Raw genomic sequence first — 22248 nt, 5'->3', positions numbered from 1 at the left:
CCTAAGTCTTTGTTTTTTAGAGTCTTACGAACAAGAAAAGATTATAATCATCGAAAATTTGCAGTCAAGAACATTAAAAAAGGAAAATTTCGTGCAAAATATGTATATTATCTTAAAATGGATTCTCGCCTGCACGGGAATGACAAAGGTATTCTTAAAGGAGCTAAAATATGGCAAAAGGAATTGTTGTTTATTATTCAAGAAGCGGCAATACCAAAAAAATGGCGGAAATTATTGCCAAGTCAATGAATGACAATGGTTTACCAACCGACTGCAAATCTGTGGACAAGACTTCAGTTGAGGATTTGACCGCTGCAAACGCGATCGTGATGGGTTCACCGACTTATTACGGCCAGATGGCACCGCAGTTAATGCAGCTTCTGACTGATTCGGTAAGTAAACATGGGCAACTTGCCGGCAAAATCGGCGGGGCGTTCGCAAGTTCAGCCAACATCGGCGGCGGAAATGAAACCACCATCCTCGGCATTCTCGAAGCAATGCTAATTCACGGAATGGTTGTCCCCGGCGAACCATTAGGCGACCATTATGGGCCGGTGTCTATCAACAGCCCGGACCAACGCGTGGAATCACAATGTGTTAAAGCAGGTAAAAAAATCGCTGAATTGACAAAAAAACTCTTTAAATAGACGAAAGCTTTTATAATAATAGGTTTTTTGCGGTAAAAATGCGGATTTTGGTTTGACAATTGTTTTATCTGCGTATAAAGTTTTATAGAAATAACCATTATTTAGAATGGAGGCTACGATTATGCAGGAATACGAAGAACTCAAAAGACTTGTAGATGAAGCAGACAGCGACATCAAAAAGGCCGAAGGCGGAAATAAAGCAGCCGGCACGAGAGTTCGCAAACAAATGCAGACGATTAAACAGGCCGCTCAAACTGTCAGGAACAAGGTTCTTGAAATGAGAGTAGTCGAATAATACCGACAGGTATATTCACATAACAAAATTAATTCTGCACCGTGCGGGTAAGACTTTCACTCATATCCTTGTTTCTTCAGAGGATGACAGGGGCGTGTTGACTTGTTGAGTTGAAGAATCCATTGCTATGAATTGCTTTAGTACATTTATTATTATATATAATATAAAAGAAAGGTAAATATGCCGCCAGTACAACTTTTTGATCTATCAACAATAGATTTGAACAAGATAGTCTTTGACAAACCAGCCATCGAAGAAGTTAATCCACAGCGATATGAAATGCAGCATCTCGACGGGATTATTTGGTACAACAAAGAGAAATTTCTCGTTCTTGGTTACAAAGATGTTACAGAAAAAGAATTCTGGGTTCGCGGCCATATTCCGGGCAGACCACTGATGCCGGGCGTAATTATGATTGAAGCAGCGGCACAGCTTTCGAGCGTTTTTGTTAAGAAAGTTTACGAACTAAAAGGCTTCATCGGATTTTCAAGCATCGAATCTGCGAACTTCAGACGACCAATCGGGCCGGGAAGCAGGTTATATCTGCTTGGCTATATATCAACATTCAAAAGCCGAAAATACACCGCTGTCGTTCAGGGCATTGTTGACGGCAAAATGGTTTTTGATACGGTAATCTCCGGTATGAATGTGTAATGGACTGCAAACCAGAAACAATTTTTGAAAATTGCTTTCCAGTTGAAAATAACATAAAAGACCTGCCGACATCGGCGGGTCTTATTCTTTTTATAGATTCACAAGATTCACCAATCGCTCTTTTAACCGCTGCAAACATCAGGCGAACCGTTAAAAACAAATTGGCCGAGCAGCAGGATAACACCAAACGCGCTGATTTAAAAAGCATCACCGCGAAAATTTATTATTCCGCTATTCCCTGCAAATTCAGACTGGCAGTCAATCACTACACGACCGTCAGAAAAATATTCGCAGAGAAATACAAAGATTATATTACGCTGGTGTATCCATGGTTTCTTGTTGTTAATTTAAATGACAGGATTCCATTTTTTTATATAACACGCAAACCGACATTCAAGGCCGGCGAAAAAATATTAGGACCGTTTCCCTCGCAAAAATCAGCAGCGACTTTTCAGACAACACTCGAAGATGTTTTTGCGCTTTGCAGAAAACACGAATTTATAAATAACCCGCAAAGCTGTTCCTATTTGCAGATGGATGTCTGCTGCGGAGTATGTGCCGGGAAAATAACCATCGAAGAATATAAAAAAAATATCGCGGACGCTTTCGCTGCCGGCACAGAACCTGATATCGCTATAAATAATTTGCAAAACCAAATGCAAACCGCGGCAAAGGAATTAATTTTTGAAAAGGCAGCGGCGCTGAAGAAAAAAATTGAGAAACTCATAACGCTGAAAAAACCGGCGTATAGATGGACAGGCGATTTACAAAAATTAAAAATTATTCATATCGATAAATCATTTAAAGTAAAACCACAGGATTCGAAAGTTAAAAAACAAACGTATGCTGTTTTTGTGATGGATGTTTTTGATATAACCGACCTCGGCGATTTTATTATAGAAAACACAGATACCATCACAGAGTTAATCGGGCAAACACGCGAGGTTGCTCATACAGTCAACGCCGAAACGCTTGACAGATTCGCGATAGTTACATATTTTCTTTACCGCAGCAAACCTTCGGGAGTTTGGAAAATCGTAAATGAAAAGACCGAATACAAGTCCTTATTTTCCGTCTAAAATTTCACAACGTAAAATAAAGGGTTACGGCGTTTTTTTGAAATTGTGGATACGTTTTTCATTTCAAAAACCAATATCAAAAAATCAAACTTGCTCGAAATTTCACTTAAAAACCAAAGAAATGGCTGATTTTTCGATTTTGTGCGCGAATTTAGCTTAATTCCGCGCACGTTAAAATTGTTCGGCGCAAGTTCGTGAAAAAACGGTTACTAAATGATACTTTTTTCAACAAATTCGCAGTGAATTGTAAGTAAAGTGAATTAAAATCAACCAAAAACGACAAAATACGCAAAAGTTGAAAAGGGCACTTGCGCATTTTTTTTCCAAAATCGCTAACACACCAACAATAATGGTTTTACAATTCAAGACCCGTTTTAAACGCTGATGACGCTGATTTTTTTCTCACCACAGAATCGCGAAGGGCGCAGAGATATTTTTGTTCCAAAACTTTAACCACGAATAACCACGAACCGACACAAATTTTTTAGACGCAGATCCGCCTGCGGCAGACAAGTTTTTTTCACCACGAAGGACAGAAGATACACGAAGTATTTTCCTGTTGAGAATAAAAAAAGGGCAGATAAAATAGTTGTCAGTAGATAGTAAACGTGAGGTTGTAATATTTGAAACGTTGAATGCCAGAGGTATGGAACTTACACCTGCAGATCTATTAAAAAATTATTTATTTTCAAAAATGCAGAGCGAGGCTGATTTGGCGTATATCGAATTAATGCCAGAGGATTTATCAATCGGTCAAATGAATTGGAATTGCTGTTTTTATATCCCCCGCCACACCCTTGTCTTCGACTGCGAGTGCAGGCAGGTGCGGGGGCTAATTGTTGTATGCCGCCTTGTTTTGTGAGATAAACACAACATTGGGCCGGATGGAAAGGTTATCGAATCTGTAAGTGATGGTAAAAAATTATCCGTGCTGCTGGAGAGCGTAAAATAAAATTAAAAATCAAATATCAAAATGCAAAATTGTGGAATTACTGAATTAAGAGGCCTCCGTGCCGGAGGCGGCTAAACACGATTCGGATTTAAGATTTCAGAAAACACATTTACCATTCCATAAAAAAAGGCGAACACGCGCGTTCGCCTTTTTTGTGTTATATTATAAAACCCCGTCATAGTCCCGCAGGGGGGATTAAAATGATGACGGGGTTAAACGTAGGTTATTTTACAAACAGGTAATAAAGTTTACCTTCCTGATAAGTTCTGCCCGCAAGCGAGCCGGCTTTATCGCCCTGACCCATATAGACATCACATCTGCCGGGAGCACGAATTGCACCGCCTGTATCCTGGTCGAGCGCGAAGCCTGCGTATGGGCTGTCAGTAATCACGCCGCCTTTTTCAACAGGTAATACTGTCGAAAGGAAAGCAAGGCAGCCCGGCGGGAAAATCGTTTTGTCCGTAGCGATAGTTCTATATGCCGTTACTTCTTCGTTGATGCTGCCGCGCGGTTCGCCTTTTTCAATCTGGAAAAATACAAAACGCGGATTCGTCTTCGTGTAACTTTCAACTTCATCCGGATGCTGTTTAAAATATTCAATCATCGCTTTCAAACTCATGTGTTCGCCGTTAAATTTGCCGGCTTCAAGCATCGCTTTGGAAACACTCTTATATTCCTGACCGTTGCTGGCGGTATAGCCAACGCCGGTAAGTTTGCCGTTAGACAAACGAATTTTCGCCGAGCCTTGTACGTGCGCGATGTAAACTTCAAATGGGTCGCCGAGCCAAATCAACTCCGAACCTTTTAGCATACCTGATTTTTCAATTTCATCTCGTGGAGGATACGGCACAACGCCCGCTTCTGTTTTACGGCCGAGGATTTCACCCTTGTTACCTTTCACAAGATCTTTTGGCATTTTGTAAAGCGGATACTGAAATTTTTCAGTTCGTGTCATTGAGCCGTCGAATATCGGCGTGTAATAACCGGTATATAATACCGTGCCTCTGTCATCGCAGCCGACGGAAATGTAAACATCAAATTTCTCGCGAATCGCGGTGTTGAGTTTTTCGCCTCTCAAGCCGGACTTCATCAAATCCTTGAACATTTTTAAACTGTCAATCGCCTGTTCGCGCGGAATGTCGCCGTAAGGATAGTACTGCTGTGCCGACGGTTTCTTTAAATAGTTAAGACTTTTATCGATTGCCTTTTCAAGATTTGTCAGGTCATAGCAGGCAAAAGTAAAATCTGGAATGTCCGCAGGGTTCGTGATCTTCCGCAAAGCCAGTTCGCCGGGCGGCAATGGCTTATCATACTGCGGCTTAGCTCTTTCCGGTTCAATTTTTACTGCCTTGTGGCAGCTTGCGGAAAAGAATGCTATAAGTGTTAGTTCTACAATCAGTAAAGTCCGTTTCATAATATACCTCAAATCCATTAAAATAATAATATACGCGAATGGTGGATTATACCTATCTTATCGAAAACGTTAAAGAGATATTTATTATTCAAGGTTGAAAAATATTTGTGTTTCTGGTAGTTTGCAAATTGGATACTTTACAACTCGCGAATTTCATTAGAGAGAAACTATGAAACACAGCAGGGTAAGCAGAATAGTAAGCATCCTGACAACGCTCCAGTCGGGCCAAAAATATACGCCTGCCGACCTCGAAAAACTCTTAGGTATCAGCAAACGCACTGTATTTAGGGACCTGAAAGAGCTGCAAACCATTGGCGTTCCATATAAATACGACAAAGAAGGCGGCTGCTACCAAATCGACCCCAAATTTTTCCTGCCGCCGATTGATTTTAACCTTCAGGAAGCATTGAGCGTCTTAATGCTTGTACACAAGATGCGGCACAATTTACCGCTGCCGTACAAAAACTCGGCCTTGCTGGCGGGAATGAAGATAGAAAACAATCTGCCCGCCGATATCCGGCAATATTGTCAGAGCTCGCTGGCTAAAATCACCGTCGCAAAAGAGCAGCATTCCTCCGTCAAACAACTCGATGTGATTTATCATACGATTCAGCAGGCAATTAGAAAAAAAACAATGCTGCAAATCGATTACGCCTCTTTGTTCGAAAACGGCGGGATTAATACCGTTTTGCACCCATACCATTTACTCTACAAAAACAGAGCCTGGTATGTAATTGGTTTTTCAACATTGCATAACTCTGTACGTACATTCAATTTAGCGAGGATCGAGAAAATTAGTGTTCTTGAAAAATGCTTCGCAGACGGCAATAATTTCGATGTTAATGATTATATCGGCAGGGCATGGTCTTTGATTCCGGAAGGTAAGTTATACGACGTTAAACTACTGTTCACACCGATGGTCGCCAAAAATGTTGCGGAAGTGCAATGGCATCAAACACAGCAGGCACAATGGCACGAAGATGGTTCTGTTACACTTGCCTTTCGTGTGGACGGCATCAACGAAATTAGTTGGTGGGTTTTAAGCTATGGCGACCAGGTTCAGGTCATCTCGCCGGCGACTTTAAGAGATAAAGTTGTTGAGCGAGCAAAAAAAATGATTGAAAATCATAAAAATTTTCAAACCGAGCCTGTGAGTTGCGATGTGCACAACCTGTGAGTTCCACAACAGGTTCTGTGAGTAAGTCGACGGCTTGGCTGTTATCAGTACTGATATGTGAGATGGCGGGTTTTGCCTAACACCCTTCGTAACAAGTTTTCCACAACGGCCGGCGAGCGATATTAAAGCATAAACCATTGCTTACTAAAGGGTTATACCCTGGCATACACCCAGTCGTAACAATTTTATACGCTATAATACTACTAATAATATTTTAATATATTACTATTAGAAGTAATAACGGACAGAGCAGAAAAATATCTGAAAGGTTATAAGAATATATTGGAAAACTTTTTTGCTAAACCTTTTCTTTTCGTGTAAAATAGCGGTTTCAATTTATGGAAGAAAATAATACTTTTTGAGGTATGGACAATGAAAGTAAAGTTTAACAGAGCGGCACTCTCCGAAGCACTTGGCCTGGTAACAACAGTAGTACCCGCACGAACGACTAAACCGATCCTGCAGGGTTTGAAGATACAAGCGGACAAGGATAAAGTCTGTATCAGCGCAACGGATTTTGAAATGGGAATCACCTGTATGCTTTCGCAGGCGGAAGTCGAAAAGGAAGGGCAGGCGGTTGTTCCAGCCGAAAGACTGGCAGCTATCGTTCGGGAATGTGTTGATGAAGTGCTTGTGATGGAAGTTTCAGAAGCTACATGCAGAATTAAGGGCAGCGACAGTCACTTTACGATTTACGGACATCAGCCGGAACAGTATCCGCAGGTGCCGGGCTTTGACGGTGAGGCACAAATTGAAGCTGACCTTGTGAAACTTCAGGAAGCGCTGAAGCATTGTCTGTTCGCAACCGCAAAGGAAAATACCCGATATGCATTGAGCGGCATTTTGTGGGAGCCGTCCGGCAAAAAATTAACACTTGTTGGCACTGACGGCCGAAGACTCGCGAAGTATAAACTTGCCTTGAACGCCGAAGTGGATAAAAAACTCGAAGGCGAAAAGTATATTATTCCCGCCAAAGCTATGGTGCTTTTGGATAAAGTTGGAGCCGGCGAAAAAGATAAAATTTCAGTTCGTTTCGCCGACAGTAAAGCAATATTTGCCTGTGGAAAAGTTGTTATCAGTACAAATCTTGTGGAAGGCACTTTCCCGAAATATGAAGATATTATTCCAGCCGATTACAAAAATAAAGTGCAGTTAAATACAGCCGCGACTTTGAGCGCAGTGAAAAGAGCCGCGCTTTTAACGAATGAAGATTCCAAAGGCGTGAAACTCGCGCTGGGTAAAAAGTCATTAGTGTTTACAAGCAGAGCGCCGGAAATGGGCGATGCGGAAATTGCGATGGAAGTCGATTATAAAGGCGAACCGATGGAAATCGGATTCAATCCGCAATTCCTTGTGGATATGCTGCGGGTTATACACGAAGATTCATTCGAGCTGCAATTAGGGCAGTCCGACAGGCCGGGTATGATAAAAAGCGGAAGCAATTACGTTTATATTGTGATGCCTGTAAGTTTGACATAAGCTGATTGGTATGAATGAAGAATTTATATTAAGTCAGACGAATAAAAAAATACTTGCCAACAGACCTGCCGCCGCAGAACCAATCGGCAGGGATGTTTATAACTGGCTTAGCAAATACACAAAGAACACAAAAAAAAATACGAGCATATTAACATTACTCGAGCAAATAGTCGGCAGTGAAATGATGATCCATTGCAAGGCGGATTCAATTAGAGGCGGTGTATTGAAAATAAAGGTGAGGTCCGGGCCGTATATGTTTCAGATGCGGAATATGAGCGGCGAAATTTTACGGCAGTTGCAAACGGCTTATCCTTCGTCGAATATTAATGAAATTAAAATAATAGCAGGTTAATTTTATACCAATTGGTATTATTGCTCGCGCGTCGTGAAGTTTGTAACTTCGCAACCTGCTTCGCTTTCCCCGCGGAGCACCGCCCGAGAATTTTTTAGAACCAGTATTGTAGATAGGCAGCAAAATCAGTGGAAACAAACAAACCAGAAACAAAAGCGCACAGTTACGACGCAAGCAGTATTAAAATTCTTGCCGGCCTTGAAGCGGTAAGAAAAAGACCGGAGATGTATATCGGCAGTCGACAGCAGGGCGGATTACATCATCTTGTTTATGAAGTTTTGGATAACTCTATCGACGAAGCGATGGCAGGGCGATGCGATTCTATTATCGTTCGCATTCACGTTGACGGGAGCTGTTCGGTTGAAGATAACGGCGGCGGTATTCCCGTCGATATGCACAAAGAAGCGGGTAAAAGTGCGCTGGAAGTTGTTTTAACAACACTTCACGCGGGCGGCAAATTCGACCACGACGCTTATAAAGTTTCCGGCGGTCTGCACGGTGTCGGCGTCAGCGTTGTGAACGCGTTGAGCGAATGGCTCGAAGCGGAAGTTTTCAAGGATGGAAAACATTATCAATTCGGCTGCGAACGCGGCAACGCCAAAGGGCCGGTTAAAGAAATAGGCACCTCCAGCAAACAGGGAACGCTTGTGAGATTTCTGCCGGATGAGCAGATTTTCGGCGATATACATTTCGATTACGAAACGCTGCAGAAACGCATTCGTGAAGTAGCGTATCTCAACGGCGGCGTAAAAATTACTTTTATGGACGACCGCAATGGGAAAAAAGACGTTTTTCATTTTGTGGATGGTTTGAAAGAATTTGTCAAACATTTAAATGAAGGCAAAGAAGCCGTTCACCCGGACGTTATATATTTTCAAAGAGAAGACGCTGAAAGTAAAATGGTTTGCGAAATAGCGATGCAGTACAACACAAGTTATGTTGAAAACACGCTGGCGTTCGCGAACAATATCAGAAATATCGACGGCGGTACGCACTTGAGCGGATTCAGAACCGCGCTTACCAGAACGATGAACGCTTACGCGCGAAAGGCTAATTTTCTCAAAAACGGCCAGGCTCCAACCGGCGAGGATATTCGCGAAGGTTTGACTGCGGTTATCTCGGTGAAATTGCCTGATCCGCATTTCGAGGCGCAGACGAAAGTGCGCTTGAGTAATCCGGAAGTGGATACATTTGTCGAAACGACGGTTAATGAGCAGCTCGGCAATTATCTTGAAGAAAATCCCGGCAATGCGAAAAGAGTTTTAACAAAAACGATTCAGGCGGCAGCGGCGCGCGAGGCTGCAAGAAAGGCTCGTGAGCTGACTCGTCGAAAAGGTGCATTGAGCAGCGGCGGTTTACCGGGCAAACTTTGGGATTGTTCGAGCCGAGAAATTGAAAATACAGAACTGTTCATCGTAGAAGGTGATTCGGCAGGCGGTTCTGCAAAAGGCGGCAGAGACAGAAACATTCAGGCGATTCTTCCGCTGCGAGGCAAAATTCTTAATGTTGAAAAAGCCAGAATTGATAAAATGCTGGCACACGAAGAAATACGAACGCTCATCAGCGCTTACGGAACAGGAATTGGCACAGATGATTTTAATTTTGAAAAAAGACGCTACGGCAAAATCGTACTGATGACTGATGCGGACGTTGACGGCGCTCATATCAGAACACTGCTTTTGACATTTTTCTTTCGTCAGATGCCGATGCTTTTCGAGAAAGAAGTTATATACATTGCGCAGCCGCCGCTTTATCAGGTTTCCGTGAAAGGCAAAAAGAACGACGAATATATTCTCAACGAGCAGGATATGCGAAGGAGAATGATAAACCGCGGTACCGACGGCACGGAACTAATTATCAGCGCAAAGTCGGGGATTAAAAAATTCAACGGCGAGCCTCTGAAAGAACTTATAAAAACGTTGAGCGACCTTGAACGCAACATTTTTGTTCTCGAAAGACGCGGAATCACATTTAAATCGTTTATTGAAACACAATATACTGACGGTAAACTGCCGGAGTATCATATCCGTTTTGAAGGGCAGTCGGAATTTTTCTTCAAACAGGCGGATTATGAAAAACGCCGGGCAGAACTTGACAAATTAGTGGAAGGTGAACAGGTCGAAAACGTCGAAAGATGGTCTGCCGAAGAAATGCACGAAGTTACACGTGCGAATGAAATAAACGCCAAATTAAAAGACAAATTTGGACTTGATTTTCAGGATTTCCTGCTCAAAGCCGAGCGGAAAGTCTCCGGCGAGTCGGTTCCAACCAAATTTAAACTTGTTAACGGCCCGGAAGAGCACGAAGTCGCTTCGCTCGACCAAGTTACTGCCGCAGTTCGCCAAATCGGCGGCAAGGGAATCGAAATTAAACGGTTCAAAGGTCTGGGCGAAATGAATGCCGAACAGTTGTGGGAAACCACAATGGATCCGAGCCAAAGAACTCTGCTGAAGGTTACAATCGATGATGCCGGCGAAGCAGACAGGCTATTTAGTATCCTGATGGGCGACGATGTTGAAAAAAGGCGTGCGTATATTCAGGATCATGCACTTGAAGTGCAAAACCTTGATGTATAGTATAATACCACAGGTATTTTTTAATGTATTTGGTATAAGATTGACATAGACAACGGATTTGTTACACTTAATGGTAGCAAACTTGAAAGGATTGAGAGATGAAAACGATTTTCAATGTCTTAATGATAACGATGATTTGCGTTGTTTTGGGTGGATGTAACAGCAAACAAAAGGTAGCGGCCGGCGAAAAAATTAATGATAAAAAGTTGGCCAGTACGTCCGACAAGCAAAAGCAGCAGTTGGAACGGAAACTCGACAGAAAATATACTGACGCCAAATCGCATTATGAACTTGGCAAAATTTATCACCGTGAAGGCCAATGGGACAAGGCTGAATGGGAATACAGTAAGGCTCTAGCGTTTAATCCTGCTAACTTTGAAGCGCAGGCTTCTATTGTAAAGTTGAGCGCAGACAAAGGTGAAAAGCAGAGAAGCGATGTGCTTGCCGAGCAATATATTAATCAGGCCAGCGTCAGCGCGAAAAATTCATTGCTGCTGGGACGCGCGTTTCAGGACAGGGGCATGGACGAATATGCTTTGCAGTCTTATACACAGGCGCATCGGCTCGCACCGAATTCAGTTGTGATTAATAAACAGCTTGGCTATTTCTACCTGCTTAAAGGCGATAACGCCAACGCCGAAATTTATCTGCGAAGGTCGTTTGAGCTTGACCCGTATCAGCCTGATGTTGCATCCCAGTTGGGCAAACTTGGCGTTCAGGTTGAGATTCCAAAGAAAGCAAAAGGTATAAAGAAGCTCGACAAGAAAAAACAAATCAGCGGTCAGGGCCAGATTGACTAAGCGGATGATTTAAAATAGTTAGATATAAAAAGTAAAAGCCTTCGGATAATTCTGAAGGCTTTTTTTATGGTGTTAAGGAAACTTATAGTAATAATAGTTTTAGTTAAAAAGAGCCGAAAGATTCCAACACACATAGCGGCATAACAGGATAGATTCCACCGAAGTTCCGCTTCGCTCCAACCGCCTGCGCGGGAATGACAGTATCAGTGTATCGGCTCGATTAAACTGAATTTGATATAATTTATTCTTTGCCGCGATAAACAATTACGCCTGTCGGGCATTTTTCCATTGCTGTTTTGAATTGTTCACTTGGTTCATATCTGGCGTAATCTAATTTTGCGAGATTGTTATTTACTGTAAAGGCGTCTGTTTGTTTTGTGCATAATTTACAGCCGATGCAGCCGACTTTGCAGAATGCTTTTGTGTCTTTTCCTGTTTCCTGACTTCTGCACGCGACGGTCATAATTTTATTCTGTGTGAACGGAACCATTTCAATAATTCCTCTCGGACAGGCTTTCACGCAGGCTCCGCAGCCGGTGCATTTGTTGTAATCGATTGTCGAGAGACCGTTTACCATTTGGATAGCGTTAAATTTACACGCTGCCTTGCAGTCGCCAAAACCGAGACAGCCGAATTTGCAGGCCTGAACATTGGCGATTGCGTTGGCTGAAGTGCAGGACTGAATGCCGGCGTAGTTGCCGAAATAGGTTTTATTGTCTTTTGTAGAATGGCAGTGAATGACCGGTCTTTTCAGTGCGCCGCCGGAGCTGATTTTCAGATTAAGGATTTCAGCTATTTTTTGAGATGCCCCCGCTCCGCCGGGCGAACATTTGCCGAGTAGTGTCGGGTCGGCGGCAACTGCCTTTGCGTACGAAGAGCAGCCTGCGTAACCGCATGTGCCGCAGTCGATACGCGGAAGAGCCTGGTAAATGCTTTCGATTTTCGGGTCAACCGCGACCTTAAGTTTTTTGTCCGCTACTAAAAGTATAATAGAAAAAGCCACGGCCAGTGCAAACATTGTCAAGCCTGCCGGCCAGGAGTTATTCCAAAGTGTAATTATATCAGCTAAAATCATCATTAATCCTATTTAATCATTCCTGCAAAACCCATAAATGCCATCGTCATAATACCTGCCGTTATCAAAGTAATCGGAGCGCCTCGCAAAGCCGCCGGCACATCTGAAAAGTTAAGCTGTTCACGAATACCCGCCATAATACAGATTGCCAGAGTGAAGCCGATGCCCGCTCCGAAACTCAAAACAGCCGCCAGCGGAAAGTTATCAACATTCCACACGTTAAGGAATAAACACAAACCCAATATCGCGCAGTTGGTTGTAATCAGCGGCAGAAATATTCCGAAGCTTTCATACAGCGGCGGGAAAAATTTTCGCAAATACATTTCGACAAGCTGCACCGCGCCGGCGATAACCAATATGTAGCAAACATAACGTGTAATTTCCAGTCCGTACGGCACTAATATCAAATGGTCGATGAGCCACGTCAGACAGCCGGCCAGCGTAATCACGAACGTAACAGCCATTCCCATTCCGAACGCCATATCGATTCTGCCCGAAACGCCGAGGTATGGACAGATACCAAGAAATTTGGTGAGTACCAGGTTGTTGACTATCACTATCGATGTGAAAGCCAGTACTAAAACAGAAATTTTATCCATAGTTAAATCCTTTAGGATTTTTTACCGGTTAATAAATTAACAAGACCCAGCATCAGACCGAGTGTGATAAACGCACCGACCGGCAGCGACATCGCGACCCAGGGAACAAAACTTTTCCACATAATCTGAACGCCGAAAATCGTTCCTGCCGAAATCAGCTCTCTGACAGAAGCCAGCAGACACAGAACAATCGTAAAGCCAACGCCCATACTTATCGCGTCAACAGCGCTTATGAATATTCCGTTTTTGCTTGCACACGCTTCTGCGCGGGCGATGATAATGCAGTTTACGATAATCAGGCCGACATACGGGCCGAGCACTTCACTCATCTCCGGCATAAACGCCTTCAAAAATAAATCCGCGATAGTAACAAATGTCGCGATGGTCAATGTGAACATCAAAATCCGCAGATGCGGTTTGAGAAGATTCCGCATAAGACTGACAACGATATTACTGCAAAAGAGCACGAACAAAACGCTCAATCCCATTGTCAAGGCCGGTTTAACTGATGCTGTTACCGCCAGCGTCGGACACATACCGAGCACCAGACGCAGAACCGGAACTTCCGTCCACAATCCGCCGACAACGGCCTGTTTAGCTGTCATTGAATTTGCTGCCATTATTTAATTATTCCTTTTTGCTTGAGCTGTTGTTTTACAGGTTCAATATAATGATTGAAAATAGTTACTACCGCCGTACTGCTGACAGTTGCGCCGCTAATTGCGACGATTTCATTATCAATAATTTTGTCGTCGCCTTTTTTGACGAGATTTAACATTTCAGCCGGTGCGCCTTTGTATTGGTCGTTGTAAAAGCTTTTCGCGATTTTATCGCCGAAGCCCGGCGTTTCACTGCTGGCCAAGACGTTGAAGCCGAGGATTTTTTCAAAAGCCGCGTCAACCGCGATTACCAGTTCAATTTTGTCCGCGAAGCCGGTTCCCTCTGCTTTGAAACAGAAACCGACGGTCTTATCGCCCGCGACAGCTTTGTATATATCTGTCGTAGCGAATTTGCCTTTACTCAATTCGATTTTAACTGCCGGCATTACGACTTCAAATTTGTTCGCGTCTGTTATAAGGGTACTCATAAGTCCGCTAAGTTTGCCGGCTTTGTTTTGCTCTATTTTGCCGGACCACGCCGAGTTCGTCAGCGCAAGCAGCAGCCCGAAAATAAATGCCGAAAAAATCAGCAGCCAGCTTTTCTCGAAATATTCAGTGATAGCCTTAAACATTTGGTTTACCTCCTGCCGGCGTAAGTTTTGTGAAACGGTCGATAAGCGGGCTCACAGAGTTCATCAATAAAACAGCGAACATAATACCTTCCGGATATTCGCCGACGAGTCTGATTAACATTGTCAAAGCGCCGACGCCTGCACCGAAAATCCACATTCCTTTTTTCGTCAGCGGTGCGGTAACAGGGTCTGTCGCGATGAAGAACGCACAAATCAGTAAACCGCCGCTTGCCAAATGCAGCCACGGTGCGACATAATGATGCGGGTCAAGCTCGCAGGCGATAAACGCGCAAATAAATGCCGAGCCGAGAACCGCAACAGGTATAATCCAGTCGATTGTTTTTCTGATAATTAAATAAATTCCGCCAATCAGCAGCGCTATCGTGCTTGTTTCGCCAAGACAGCCTGCCGTTGAGCCGATTAACATATTTTTGAAAATGCCTCTGATTGCCGCGATTTTTTCATCCTGCGGTGCGGATTTATTTTTCAATGCTTCTTTAATTAATCCCAAAGGTGTTGCCTGTGTGATAGCAGCCGGTGCAACTGAAGATGCTCCGACTTTCGGCATATTATTGTCTAATGTCGCAGGCACCGTCCATGAAACCATCATTCCGCCGAAACAGGCCGTCAGGAAACATCTGCCTGCCATCGCGGGATTGAAAATGTTTGCGCCAAGTCCGCCGAAAACCATTTTACCGATCACGATTGCAAAGCCTGAACCAATAATACACGCCCAGAACGGAATTGTCGGCGGAAGTGAGAACGCCAGAATAATGCCCGTAACTACTGCGCTCAAATCACCAAGCGTGTTCTGTTTTTTGCGGATGCAGTTGCATATCACCTCGAAAACCATACACGAGATGATGCAGCTTGCCAGCACGACCACGGCTTTCATTCTGAAAAACACAAACGAAGCAATTGCCGCCGGTACAAGACCAATAACAACATCAAGCATTATGCTCTGCGTCGAGTGATGCTTGTTTATATGCGGTGAAGGTGAAACTGTTAAAATTTGTGCCATTTATTCTTCCTAATCATTTCGGCATAAGTTTTTTCTGTCTTGCGACGAGAATTTTTCCGGTTTTTATATAACCTGTCAGTTCGATATCAGCCGGGCAGATGTAAGTGCAGCAGCCGCATTCGATGCAGGCCGACAAATAATACTGCTGTGCGATGTCGAGCATATTGTTTTTAACCGCGTGCGCGATTTTCGTCGGATTTATATTTATCGGACAGCCTGCGATACATCTTCCGCACCTGATACAGGCCGTTTCTTTTCGTTTGACGATGTCATTTTCTGTAAAGACTGTAACAGCGCCGGAAGTTTTAGTCAGCGGCGTTGATAAATCCGCGACAGCAAAGCCCATCATCGGTCCGCCGAGAATCACTTTAACCGCGTTGTCTTTTAATCCGCCGGCAAGTTCGATAAGTTCGCCGACAGCCATACCGATAGGTGCGTAAAAATTGCCCGGGTTTTTAATTCCGTGTCCGCTGACGGTAACTGCACGATGCGTAAGAGGACTGTTCATCGCAACAGCTTCAGCGATTGCCGCGGCGGTCGCGACGTTACTTACAAGCACGCCAATCATCGGCGGAACTCCGCCTGTCGGAACATTTTTATTTAAAACAGCTTTGATGAGTTGTCTTTCGCCGCCCTGCGGATATTTTGTGTGCAGGGGAGCGATTTTCATACCTACCGCGAACGGAGCAGCTTTAATTGCTTTTTCAAATATTTCAATCGCGTCCGGCTTGTTGCATTCTATACCTATATATATGTTGCCGCAGTTCAGCGTCTTTCCGATTAATGCAGCGCCGGCCAGAATCTGGTACGTCCATTCGATCATCATTCGATAATCGCACGTAATATACGGTTCGCATTCACAGGCGTTGATTATTATATCTTTGATTGGTGCTTGAGGATTCGCCTTGATTTTAACGCTTGTCGGAAAACCCGCGCCGCCCATTCCGACGATGCCGGCGTTTCGCACAGCGTTGAAAATCTGTTCCGCTGAAAATGGAGCGATGTCGAAAGTCGAATCGAACCTTGCCGGGTAAGGCTGTTTGGGCTGATTTTCTGCGCTGGATTCTATTATAATCGCCTGCGCTCTGCCGAGTACCGGATGAGAGCAAAGTGCGATATCCTTAACGATGCCGTTGACAGGCGAGTGAAGCGGTGCGGACACGAACGCATCAGCGTTTGCGATGAGCTGGCCTGCGGTTACAGCGTCTTTCTTGTTCACCAATGGTGTGCAAATAGCGCCGATGTGCTGACTAAGCATTATTGAAAGCTGTTTAGGCACAGGAACTGGTTTTATTGCGCAGTGTGAACTTAATTTTTTGCTGTCTGCCGGATGAACTCCGCCCTTGAACGTCAATTTTCCTGCAATATTAATTTTGTCTTCTCCGAAATTTCAAAAGTTTCAAAGTAAATACATACAATAAAACAATCGCTATCGCCAAAGCGAACGCGATTATATTTACCGCCTTTGCGTTTTTCAGTTTTTCTATTAAAAGTCTTTCACCGACAACGATAGAAAAAATGAAAAGAATCAGCGGCACGAGAAAGGCCAAGATTACTTTAGTCAGAACATTCGGGGCATCAGATTTGCCAAGCTTTTTATAAACTTCCTGGCAATGATCTTTCATTCCGCAGCTCTGACATTGCTGCTGGTCCATTATTGAGCCTGAAATATAGAATAAGCCGCTCTTATAAATTAAAGTGGTCTATTTTGCAAGCCAATTTTTAACAAATCAACGGATTTAAAGGCCGTTCAATACCGTATTATTATGATAAATCAGAAAAAAATTATAAATCACATAAACTATTGTTAATAAATAAGTTATAAAATTATTAAAGAAACGTCCTATAAAATGACGAATTGACAATATATAAATGATGTTGGACAATCATGAAGTGAGGCAGACGATTTTTCCTAAATTCACATTTTTGTCTTGCTTTACATTATAGGACAGTGTAAAATTTGTGACGTATATTAGTTTGGAGTTTGGGAGGTAGAGATAGAAGACATTGGTTCCCATTCCCGAACTCTCGTTAAGTTAATTAAGCCGAACACGTAGCGTACCGAACAGTGAAATTCCAAGTACGCTGAAAAATTAGAGTTTATTTCTGCGCGTATAGTGGAACAGGAAAGAGCACAATTTACGCCAGGGAACGGTTCTGAAATGGGTGATGCGTCAAACACATCAGCGGTGCAGGTATTGCGCCAGCAGTTTGTTGTCGGCACGTCTCCTGCTTTTAGCTCTATTCTCGAAACAATCAGCGCTGTAGCATCAAGACAATGTTCGATGATTATCAGCGGCGAGACAGGAGCAGGCAAGGAAATGGTCGCGCGGAGAATCCACAACTGCAGCGACCGCAAAGATAAAGTCTTTGTACCCGTCGATTGTACGACGCTGACAGGCCAGCTTTTTGAAAGCCAGTTATTCGGCCATGTCCGCGGCGCGTTTACCGGCGCAGTCAGCGATACGCTCGGTTTCTTCAGAGCAGCCGACAGCGGAACAATTTTCCTCGATGAAATCAGTGAAATCCCCCTCGACCTGCAGGCAAAACTTCTGCGCGTTCTTCAGGAATCCAGAGTTACACCTGTCGGCTCGGTGAAATCACATCCGATAGATATCCGCATTCTGTGCGCGACGAACCGCGATTTGAAACAAATGGTCAACGATAATAAATTCCGTGCGGATTTGTATTATCGTTTGAATGTCGTTACGGTTTACGTTCCGCCTCTGCGTGAAAGGCCGGAAGATATTTTAAATCTTGCGGAGCATTTCCTTTCGCGTCAGTCGGAATTATATGATGAGCCTTATAAAATTTTGAGCGATGAGGTGAAGAAGCTTCTGGTCAATTATTCCTGGCCCGGCAACGTGCGTGAACTTGCCAACGTTATGGAAAGGGCGTATGTTCTGACAAATACAGAGACAATAAAGCCCGCCTCGCTGCCGACGGAAATTCTCGTTGCTGTCCCGATGGCAAAAGGCCAGGGACGTCTGCCGACACTCGATGAGGCGCAAAAGAATGTAATTATGCAGGCACTGACAGCCTCCGGCGGAAGAAAAATGGCCGCTGCTAAAATCCTCGGCCTTGAAAGACGAAAATTAAATCGTCTGCTCGAAAGATATAATATTTCTACATCATCCTCTGAAGACTAACCGCTCACTTGTCATTGCGACTATATGTAATTTAGCAAGATTACAAAACCGATACCTATAATAAATGAGAAACAGGCAGAAGCCATAAAGAAAATTGATAGTCTTCGGCCGGTTTTGAGTTATTTGCGAATCTTTGCAATAAATTCTTCGTCAGCCCCAATACGTTTTTTGAAAAGCATTTCAACTCCTTGAGAACCCCGTCATATGATGGCGAGGCTAACCGATTTTGATTACCCCTCGCTTACCCTTGCGCAGGGTCTACGCTCCGCTCCGACGCTTCGCTTCAGCGCTCATGGCAGATGAACGCATCGCCGTGCCGGCGACGGCTAAACTTACGGTTCTGATACGGCAATTTATTCTACAAGTTTTAGATTTTTCAGCCATTGAGTGCAGTTTGGGCTCCAATCGCAATGCCGGCCCTCACGGAAACCCATTCCAAAGCCGTGACCGCCTTTGCTGAATATGTGCATTTCACAATTTTGCACGCCGGCGTTTTTCAACGCAGTAAAAAACATAAGCGTATTTTCGACCGGTACAACATCATCGTCAGCGGCGTGGATGATAAACGTCGGCGGTGTGTTTGCGTTGACCTGCATCTCATTCGAAAACTCATTGACTTGCGCATCGTTTGCATCGCGTCCAATCAGATTATCTCTTGAGCCTTTATGTGTGTATTGCTTCTGGAAAGAAATGACCGGATAGAGCAGAATCATAAAGTCCGGCCTGCACGAAGCATCATTAACAATATCATCAGCATCAGGTTTCTGCCAGTGTGTGCCAATAGACGAAGCAAGATGTCCGCCGGCGGAAAAACCAAGAATGCCGATTTGATTTTGCTTCAGATTATATTTGGCTGCATTTGCGTGAACGAAACTTATCGCTTTTCTGCCATCCTTTATCGGCCAGGGATACAAAACAGTGTTCGGTTCCGGGTCAATATGATAATTCAGGACAAACGCCGTGATGCCGATGGAGTTCAGCCAGTCGGCGACATCATAGCCTTCGTAGGTTTTACAGAGACCGCAATATCCGCCGCCGGGACAGACGATAACACCTGTGCCGTTGCGGTTCGATTTCGGAAGGAAAACTTCCAGTGTAATTTTCGGCTGTGAAGGCCATAAAATTATCGTATCGTCAGGGCTGCGTTCTTCGGCGAATGTTTCGCCGGCTGAAATAGCTGTCATAATGATAATTCCAAATAAAAAACAATTATACCCTTCAGGGTAGTAAATTCCCGCGATTGAAATAGTAATTTGTTATTATCAAAGCACTTACCCACGGATTGGCGGGAAAATTCAATCGCGATCAGTATATAACCAAATTTTTTCATAATTACACCGCCTGCTGTTAAAAAGTCCATTTATGTTAGCCGCAGGGCAACACCTTTTAATAACATCAAATTAACAAGTCATAAATAAATTTAAAAGTAAAAATTTTCCCCTCCCCTTAGGAGGGTTTTCGCTTCGCTCCAATGAATTTTCTTTTCAAGGTCTCCGCAAGGGGCATTGTAAAATAAAATTCCTGAAGACTCGGGGATGGCCTTCGAAAAAAATCAGAACCAAAACGGTAATGGTTTGTTGTTATTCTGATCATATTTTGATTATTGAGACCTCTGAAACAGAAAAACGCGGATTTTAACCGTTTTTTTCGGAAAAATAGACAAAAAAATCCGATTTGCAAGATACTTATTATTCGTATATAATGAAGTGTTCAGATTAATCTATAATTTAGTGTAAAAATGAATAAGAAAAGGCAAAATACAAAGAAAACTATGGCTCCTCCAAAAATACCTCCGGTCAATCGTCCAAAAAAACCGTTTCAGTGGCTTTTATTCCTTCTGGCAGCGCTGGCTGTTGTATCATTACTGCGCGGCAACTATCAGACCTCGGATGAAATCCAAAATGACGACTTCGAGAAATATCTGGCCGAAGGAAAAATCGAAAGCATTGAAATCGGCGATACCGAAATAGTCGGCAAATTCAACGCGGCCGGCATAGCCGCACGGCCAAAAGGTTCGAAAACCTTCCGAACAAGTTACCGCTCTGAAATGTACGACAAATTAAGCGAAAATATCCAGGCTTCGCCGGTGCCGGTGAAGTGGACGTTCTCGCGGCCGCAATGGCTGATGCCGCTGTTGAGCTGGATTGTGCCGCTTGTGATAATGATTGCGTTCTTCTATTTCGTATTCGTCAGGAACGTTCGCAACGGGCCGGGCGGTATGCTGATGAACTTCGGCAGAAGCAAACATAAAATGCACGGCAAAGAACAAATGAAAGTTACGTTCAACGATGTTGCCGGCATCGAAGAAGCGAAAGAAGAAGTCGCGGAAATTATAGAGTTCCTCAAGTATCCGAAAAAATTTCAGAAAATCGGCGGCAGAATTCCGCGAGGCATTCTTCTCGTCGGCCCTCCGGGATGCGGAAAGACTCTGCTGGCAAAAGCTATTGCAGGTCAGGCAAACGTTCCGTTCTTCAGTATTTCCGGCAGTGATTTTGTTGAAATGTTCGTCGGCGTAGGCGCATCGAGAGTGCGCGATTTGTTCCAGTCGGCAAAAGATAATTCGCCGTGCATTATCTTCCTCGACGAAATCGACGCTATCGGCAAGAAACGCGGACCGGGTTTTGTCAGCGGCGGACACGATGAAAGAGAACAAACACTCAACGCAATTCTTGTCGAAATGGACGGCTTCGAGACAAATGATCAGGTAATTGTTATGGCCGCTACGAACCGCGGCGATATTCTTGATAAAGCTCTCACAAGGCCGGGCAGATTTGACAGACAAGTTTTTGTTCCGCTGCCTGATGTGAAAGGCAGAACAGATATTCTTAAAATCCATGCGAAAAAAGTCAAGATGGGGCCGGATGTTGAACTTGAAAGAATCGCACGCGGAACGCCTATGTTCAGCGGTGCAGACCTTGAAGCAATCATCAACGAAGCTGCAATATCAGCAACGATGAACAATAAAGAATTCGTTGAAATGGACGACCTCGAAGAGGCACGTGACAAAGTTCGCTGGGGTCGTCAAAAACGCAGCAGAAAAATCGACGAAGCAGAAAAGAAAGACACCGCTTATCATGAAGCCGGACATACTCTTATTCAGTCGCTGCTTAAAGACGCCGACCCACTGCACAAAGTCAGCATCATACCGCGAGGCCCTTACGGCGGCGCAACTTTTTCACTGCCGGAGAAGGATAGAAATTTTTACACAAAGAAATATTGTATGGCACAGCTTCAGGTTTGTTTCGGCGGAAGAATTGCCGAGGAACTTTTCTGTGACGATATCTCAAGCGGAGCAAGTGCAGATATTCAGATGGCCACCGCAGTCGCAAAAGAAATGGTTCAGGAATGGGGTATGAGCGAAACACTCGGCCCGATAGATTTCAAAAATAAACCACAGGAATATTTTGGCGCGGGTGGACAGGATTATTCGCAAAAGACCGCCGAAGTCATCGACGCTGAAATTAAAAAACTTATCGACTCGGCATACAAACTCGCAAAAGCAGTCATCGAACAGAATCGCGATAAGCTCCAGGCGATAGCCGATGCGCTGCTGAAATATGAATCGCTCGACTCTGTGGAAGTAAAAACAATTCTCGACGGCGGGATATTGAACAAACCTACCGTAGGCGATTTGCTCAAAGCCGAACAGGATAAACAGGCCGCCGCGGCAGTTCCTCCGCCAATACCAACGGAAGAAACAAATAGTACCGAGCAGAACAGCAGCGAGCAAAAGACCGAAAATAATTAA

20 protein-coding genes are annotated in these 22248 nt (G+C 44.0%); 11 read left to right on the top strand and 9 right to left on the bottom strand.

Annotated features, from left to right (window positions below):
• The first annotated feature begins 170 nt into the window (after positions 1 to 170).
• The 4 genes from LLF92_01685 (at position 171) to LLF92_01670 (ending at position 2675) form a co-directional block, all read left to right on the top strand.
• Positions 171 to 647 (top strand): NAD(P)H-dependent oxidoreductase, encoded by a 477-nt coding sequence (locus LLF92_01685; protein ID MCE5339826.1) that lies wholly within the window; start codon positions 171 to 173, stop codon positions 645 to 647.
• Positions 648 to 768: 121 nt separating this feature from the next.
• Complete coding sequence (locus LLF92_01680) at positions 769 to 942, top strand: hypothetical protein (GenBank protein ID MCE5339825.1); 174 nt, start codon at positions 769 to 771, stop codon at positions 940 to 942.
• A gap of 180 nt (positions 943 to 1122) precedes the next feature.
• On the top strand, positions 1123 to 1596 hold the full coding sequence (locus LLF92_01675; protein ID MCE5339824.1) for a beta-hydroxyacyl-ACP dehydratase: 474 nt from the start codon (positions 1123 to 1125) through the stop codon (positions 1594 to 1596).
• Positions 1596 to 2675 carry a hypothetical protein gene (locus LLF92_01670; GenBank protein MCE5339823.1) on the top strand — a complete coding sequence of 360 codons (1080 nt, stop codon included), beginning with the start codon at positions 1596 to 1598 and terminating at the stop codon, positions 2673 to 2675. Before LLF92_01675 ends, LLF92_01670 begins: the two co-directional genes overlap by 1 nt.
• 1175 nt (positions 2676 to 3850) lie before the next feature.
• Here LLF92_01670 and LLF92_01665 read toward each other — a convergent pair.
• Entirely contained in the window at positions 3851 to 5041 is a 1191-nt protein-coding gene (locus LLF92_01665; GenBank protein MCE5339822.1) for an MltA domain-containing protein, read from the bottom strand.
• Between the two features lie 169 nt (positions 5042 to 5210).
• Between LLF92_01665 and LLF92_01660 the strand changes: the two genes are divergently transcribed.
• The 5 genes from LLF92_01660 (at position 5211) to LLF92_01640 (ending at position 11425) form a co-directional block, all read left to right on the top strand.
• Positions 5211 to 6218 carry a WYL domain-containing transcriptional regulator gene (locus tag LLF92_01660; protein ID MCE5339821.1) on the top strand — a complete coding sequence of 336 codons (1008 nt, stop codon included), beginning with the start codon at positions 5211 to 5213 and terminating at the stop codon, positions 6216 to 6218.
• Between the two features lie 372 nt (positions 6219 to 6590).
• Positions 6591 to 7697, top strand: a complete 1107-nt coding sequence (gene dnaN / locus LLF92_01655) for a DNA polymerase III subunit beta (GenBank protein ID MCE5339820.1) — start codon at positions 6591 to 6593, stop codon at positions 7695 to 7697.
• Positions 7698 to 7707: 10 nt separating this feature from the next.
• Positions 7708 to 8049, top strand: a complete 342-nt coding sequence (locus LLF92_01650; protein ID MCE5339819.1) for a DUF721 domain-containing protein — start codon at positions 7708 to 7710, stop codon at positions 8047 to 8049.
• A 128-nt stretch (positions 8050 to 8177) separates the two neighbouring features.
• The gene (gene gyrB / locus LLF92_01645) at positions 8178 to 10625 is read left to right on the top strand and encodes a DNA topoisomerase (ATP-hydrolyzing) subunit B (protein MCE5339818.1); all 2448 of its coding nucleotides are present in this window, start codon (positions 8178 to 8180) and stop codon (positions 10623 to 10625) included.
• Between the two features lie 98 nt (positions 10626 to 10723).
• Entirely contained in the window at positions 10724 to 11425 is a 702-nt protein-coding gene (locus LLF92_01640; protein ID MCE5339817.1) for a tetratricopeptide repeat protein, read from the top strand.
• A 241-nt stretch (positions 11426 to 11666) separates the two neighbouring features.
• Here the strand turns inward: LLF92_01640 and LLF92_01635 are convergent, their stop codons facing one another.
• Genes LLF92_01635 through LLF92_01605 form a run of 7 tightly spaced genes read right to left on the bottom strand, consistent with a single transcriptional unit; the run spans position 11667 to position 17006 of the window.
• Positions 11667 to 12503: an RnfABCDGE type electron transport complex subunit B gene (locus LLF92_01635; protein MCE5339816.1), complete on the bottom strand. Its 837-nt coding sequence runs from the start codon at positions 12501 to 12503 to the stop codon at positions 11667 to 11669.
• A gap of 5 nt (positions 12504 to 12508) precedes the next feature.
• Positions 12509 to 13099: an RnfABCDGE type electron transport complex subunit A gene (locus LLF92_01630; GenBank protein MCE5339815.1), complete on the bottom strand. Its 591-nt coding sequence runs from the start codon at positions 13097 to 13099 to the stop codon at positions 12509 to 12511.
• 11 nt (positions 13100 to 13110) lie between these two features.
• Positions 13111 to 13719 carry an electron transport complex subunit RsxE gene (gene rsxE / locus LLF92_01625; GenBank protein ID MCE5339814.1) on the bottom strand — a complete coding sequence of 203 codons (609 nt, stop codon included), beginning with the start codon at positions 13717 to 13719 and terminating at the stop codon, positions 13111 to 13113.
• A complete protein-coding gene (locus LLF92_01620) occupies positions 13719 to 14330 on the bottom strand; it encodes an FMN-binding protein (GenBank protein MCE5339813.1) in 612 nt (203 codons plus the stop codon). The genes rsxE and LLF92_01620 overlap by 1 nt, the downstream gene beginning before the upstream one ends.
• Positions 14323 to 15351 carry an RnfABCDGE type electron transport complex subunit D gene (locus LLF92_01615; GenBank protein MCE5339812.1) on the bottom strand — a complete coding sequence of 343 codons (1029 nt, stop codon included), beginning with the start codon at positions 15349 to 15351 and terminating at the stop codon, positions 14323 to 14325. The genes LLF92_01620 and LLF92_01615 overlap by 8 nt, the downstream gene beginning before the upstream one ends.
• A gap of 13 nt (positions 15352 to 15364) precedes the next feature.
• Positions 15365 to 16705 (bottom strand): electron transport complex subunit RsxC, encoded by a 1341-nt coding sequence (rsxC, locus tag LLF92_01610; GenBank protein ID MCE5339811.1) that lies wholly within the window; start codon positions 16703 to 16705, stop codon positions 15365 to 15367.
• A gap of 13 nt (positions 16706 to 16718) precedes the next feature.
• Positions 16719 to 17006, bottom strand: a complete 288-nt coding sequence (locus LLF92_01605; GenBank protein ID MCE5339810.1) for a SoxR reducing system RseC family protein — start codon at positions 17004 to 17006, stop codon at positions 16719 to 16721.
• 507 nt (positions 17007 to 17513) lie between these two features.
• Here LLF92_01605 and LLF92_01600 point away from each other — a divergent pair.
• Entirely contained in the window at positions 17514 to 18500 is a 987-nt protein-coding gene (locus tag LLF92_01600; protein ID MCE5339809.1) for a sigma-54 dependent transcriptional regulator, read from the top strand.
• A 353-nt stretch (positions 18501 to 18853) separates the two neighbouring features.
• Here the strand turns inward: LLF92_01600 and LLF92_01595 are convergent, their stop codons facing one another.
• Positions 18854 to 19684, bottom strand: coding sequence for an alpha/beta hydrolase (locus tag LLF92_01595; GenBank protein MCE5339808.1), 831 nt, complete (start codon positions 19682 to 19684; stop codon positions 18854 to 18856).
• Between the two features lie 587 nt (positions 19685 to 20271).
• Here LLF92_01595 and ftsH point away from each other — a divergent pair.
• Complete coding sequence (gene ftsH / locus LLF92_01590; GenBank protein MCE5339807.1) at positions 20272 to 22248, top strand: ATP-dependent zinc metalloprotease FtsH; 1977 nt, start codon at positions 20272 to 20274, stop codon at positions 22246 to 22248.

It is taken from the genome of Planctomycetaceae bacterium (assembly GCA_021371795.1).
Taxonomy (GTDB): Bacteria; Planctomycetota; Phycisphaerae; order Sedimentisphaerales; family UBA12454; genus UBA12454.
The sequence above is the reverse complement of the archived record's forward strand: the minus strand, read 5'-3'. Positions and strand labels throughout refer to the sequence as shown.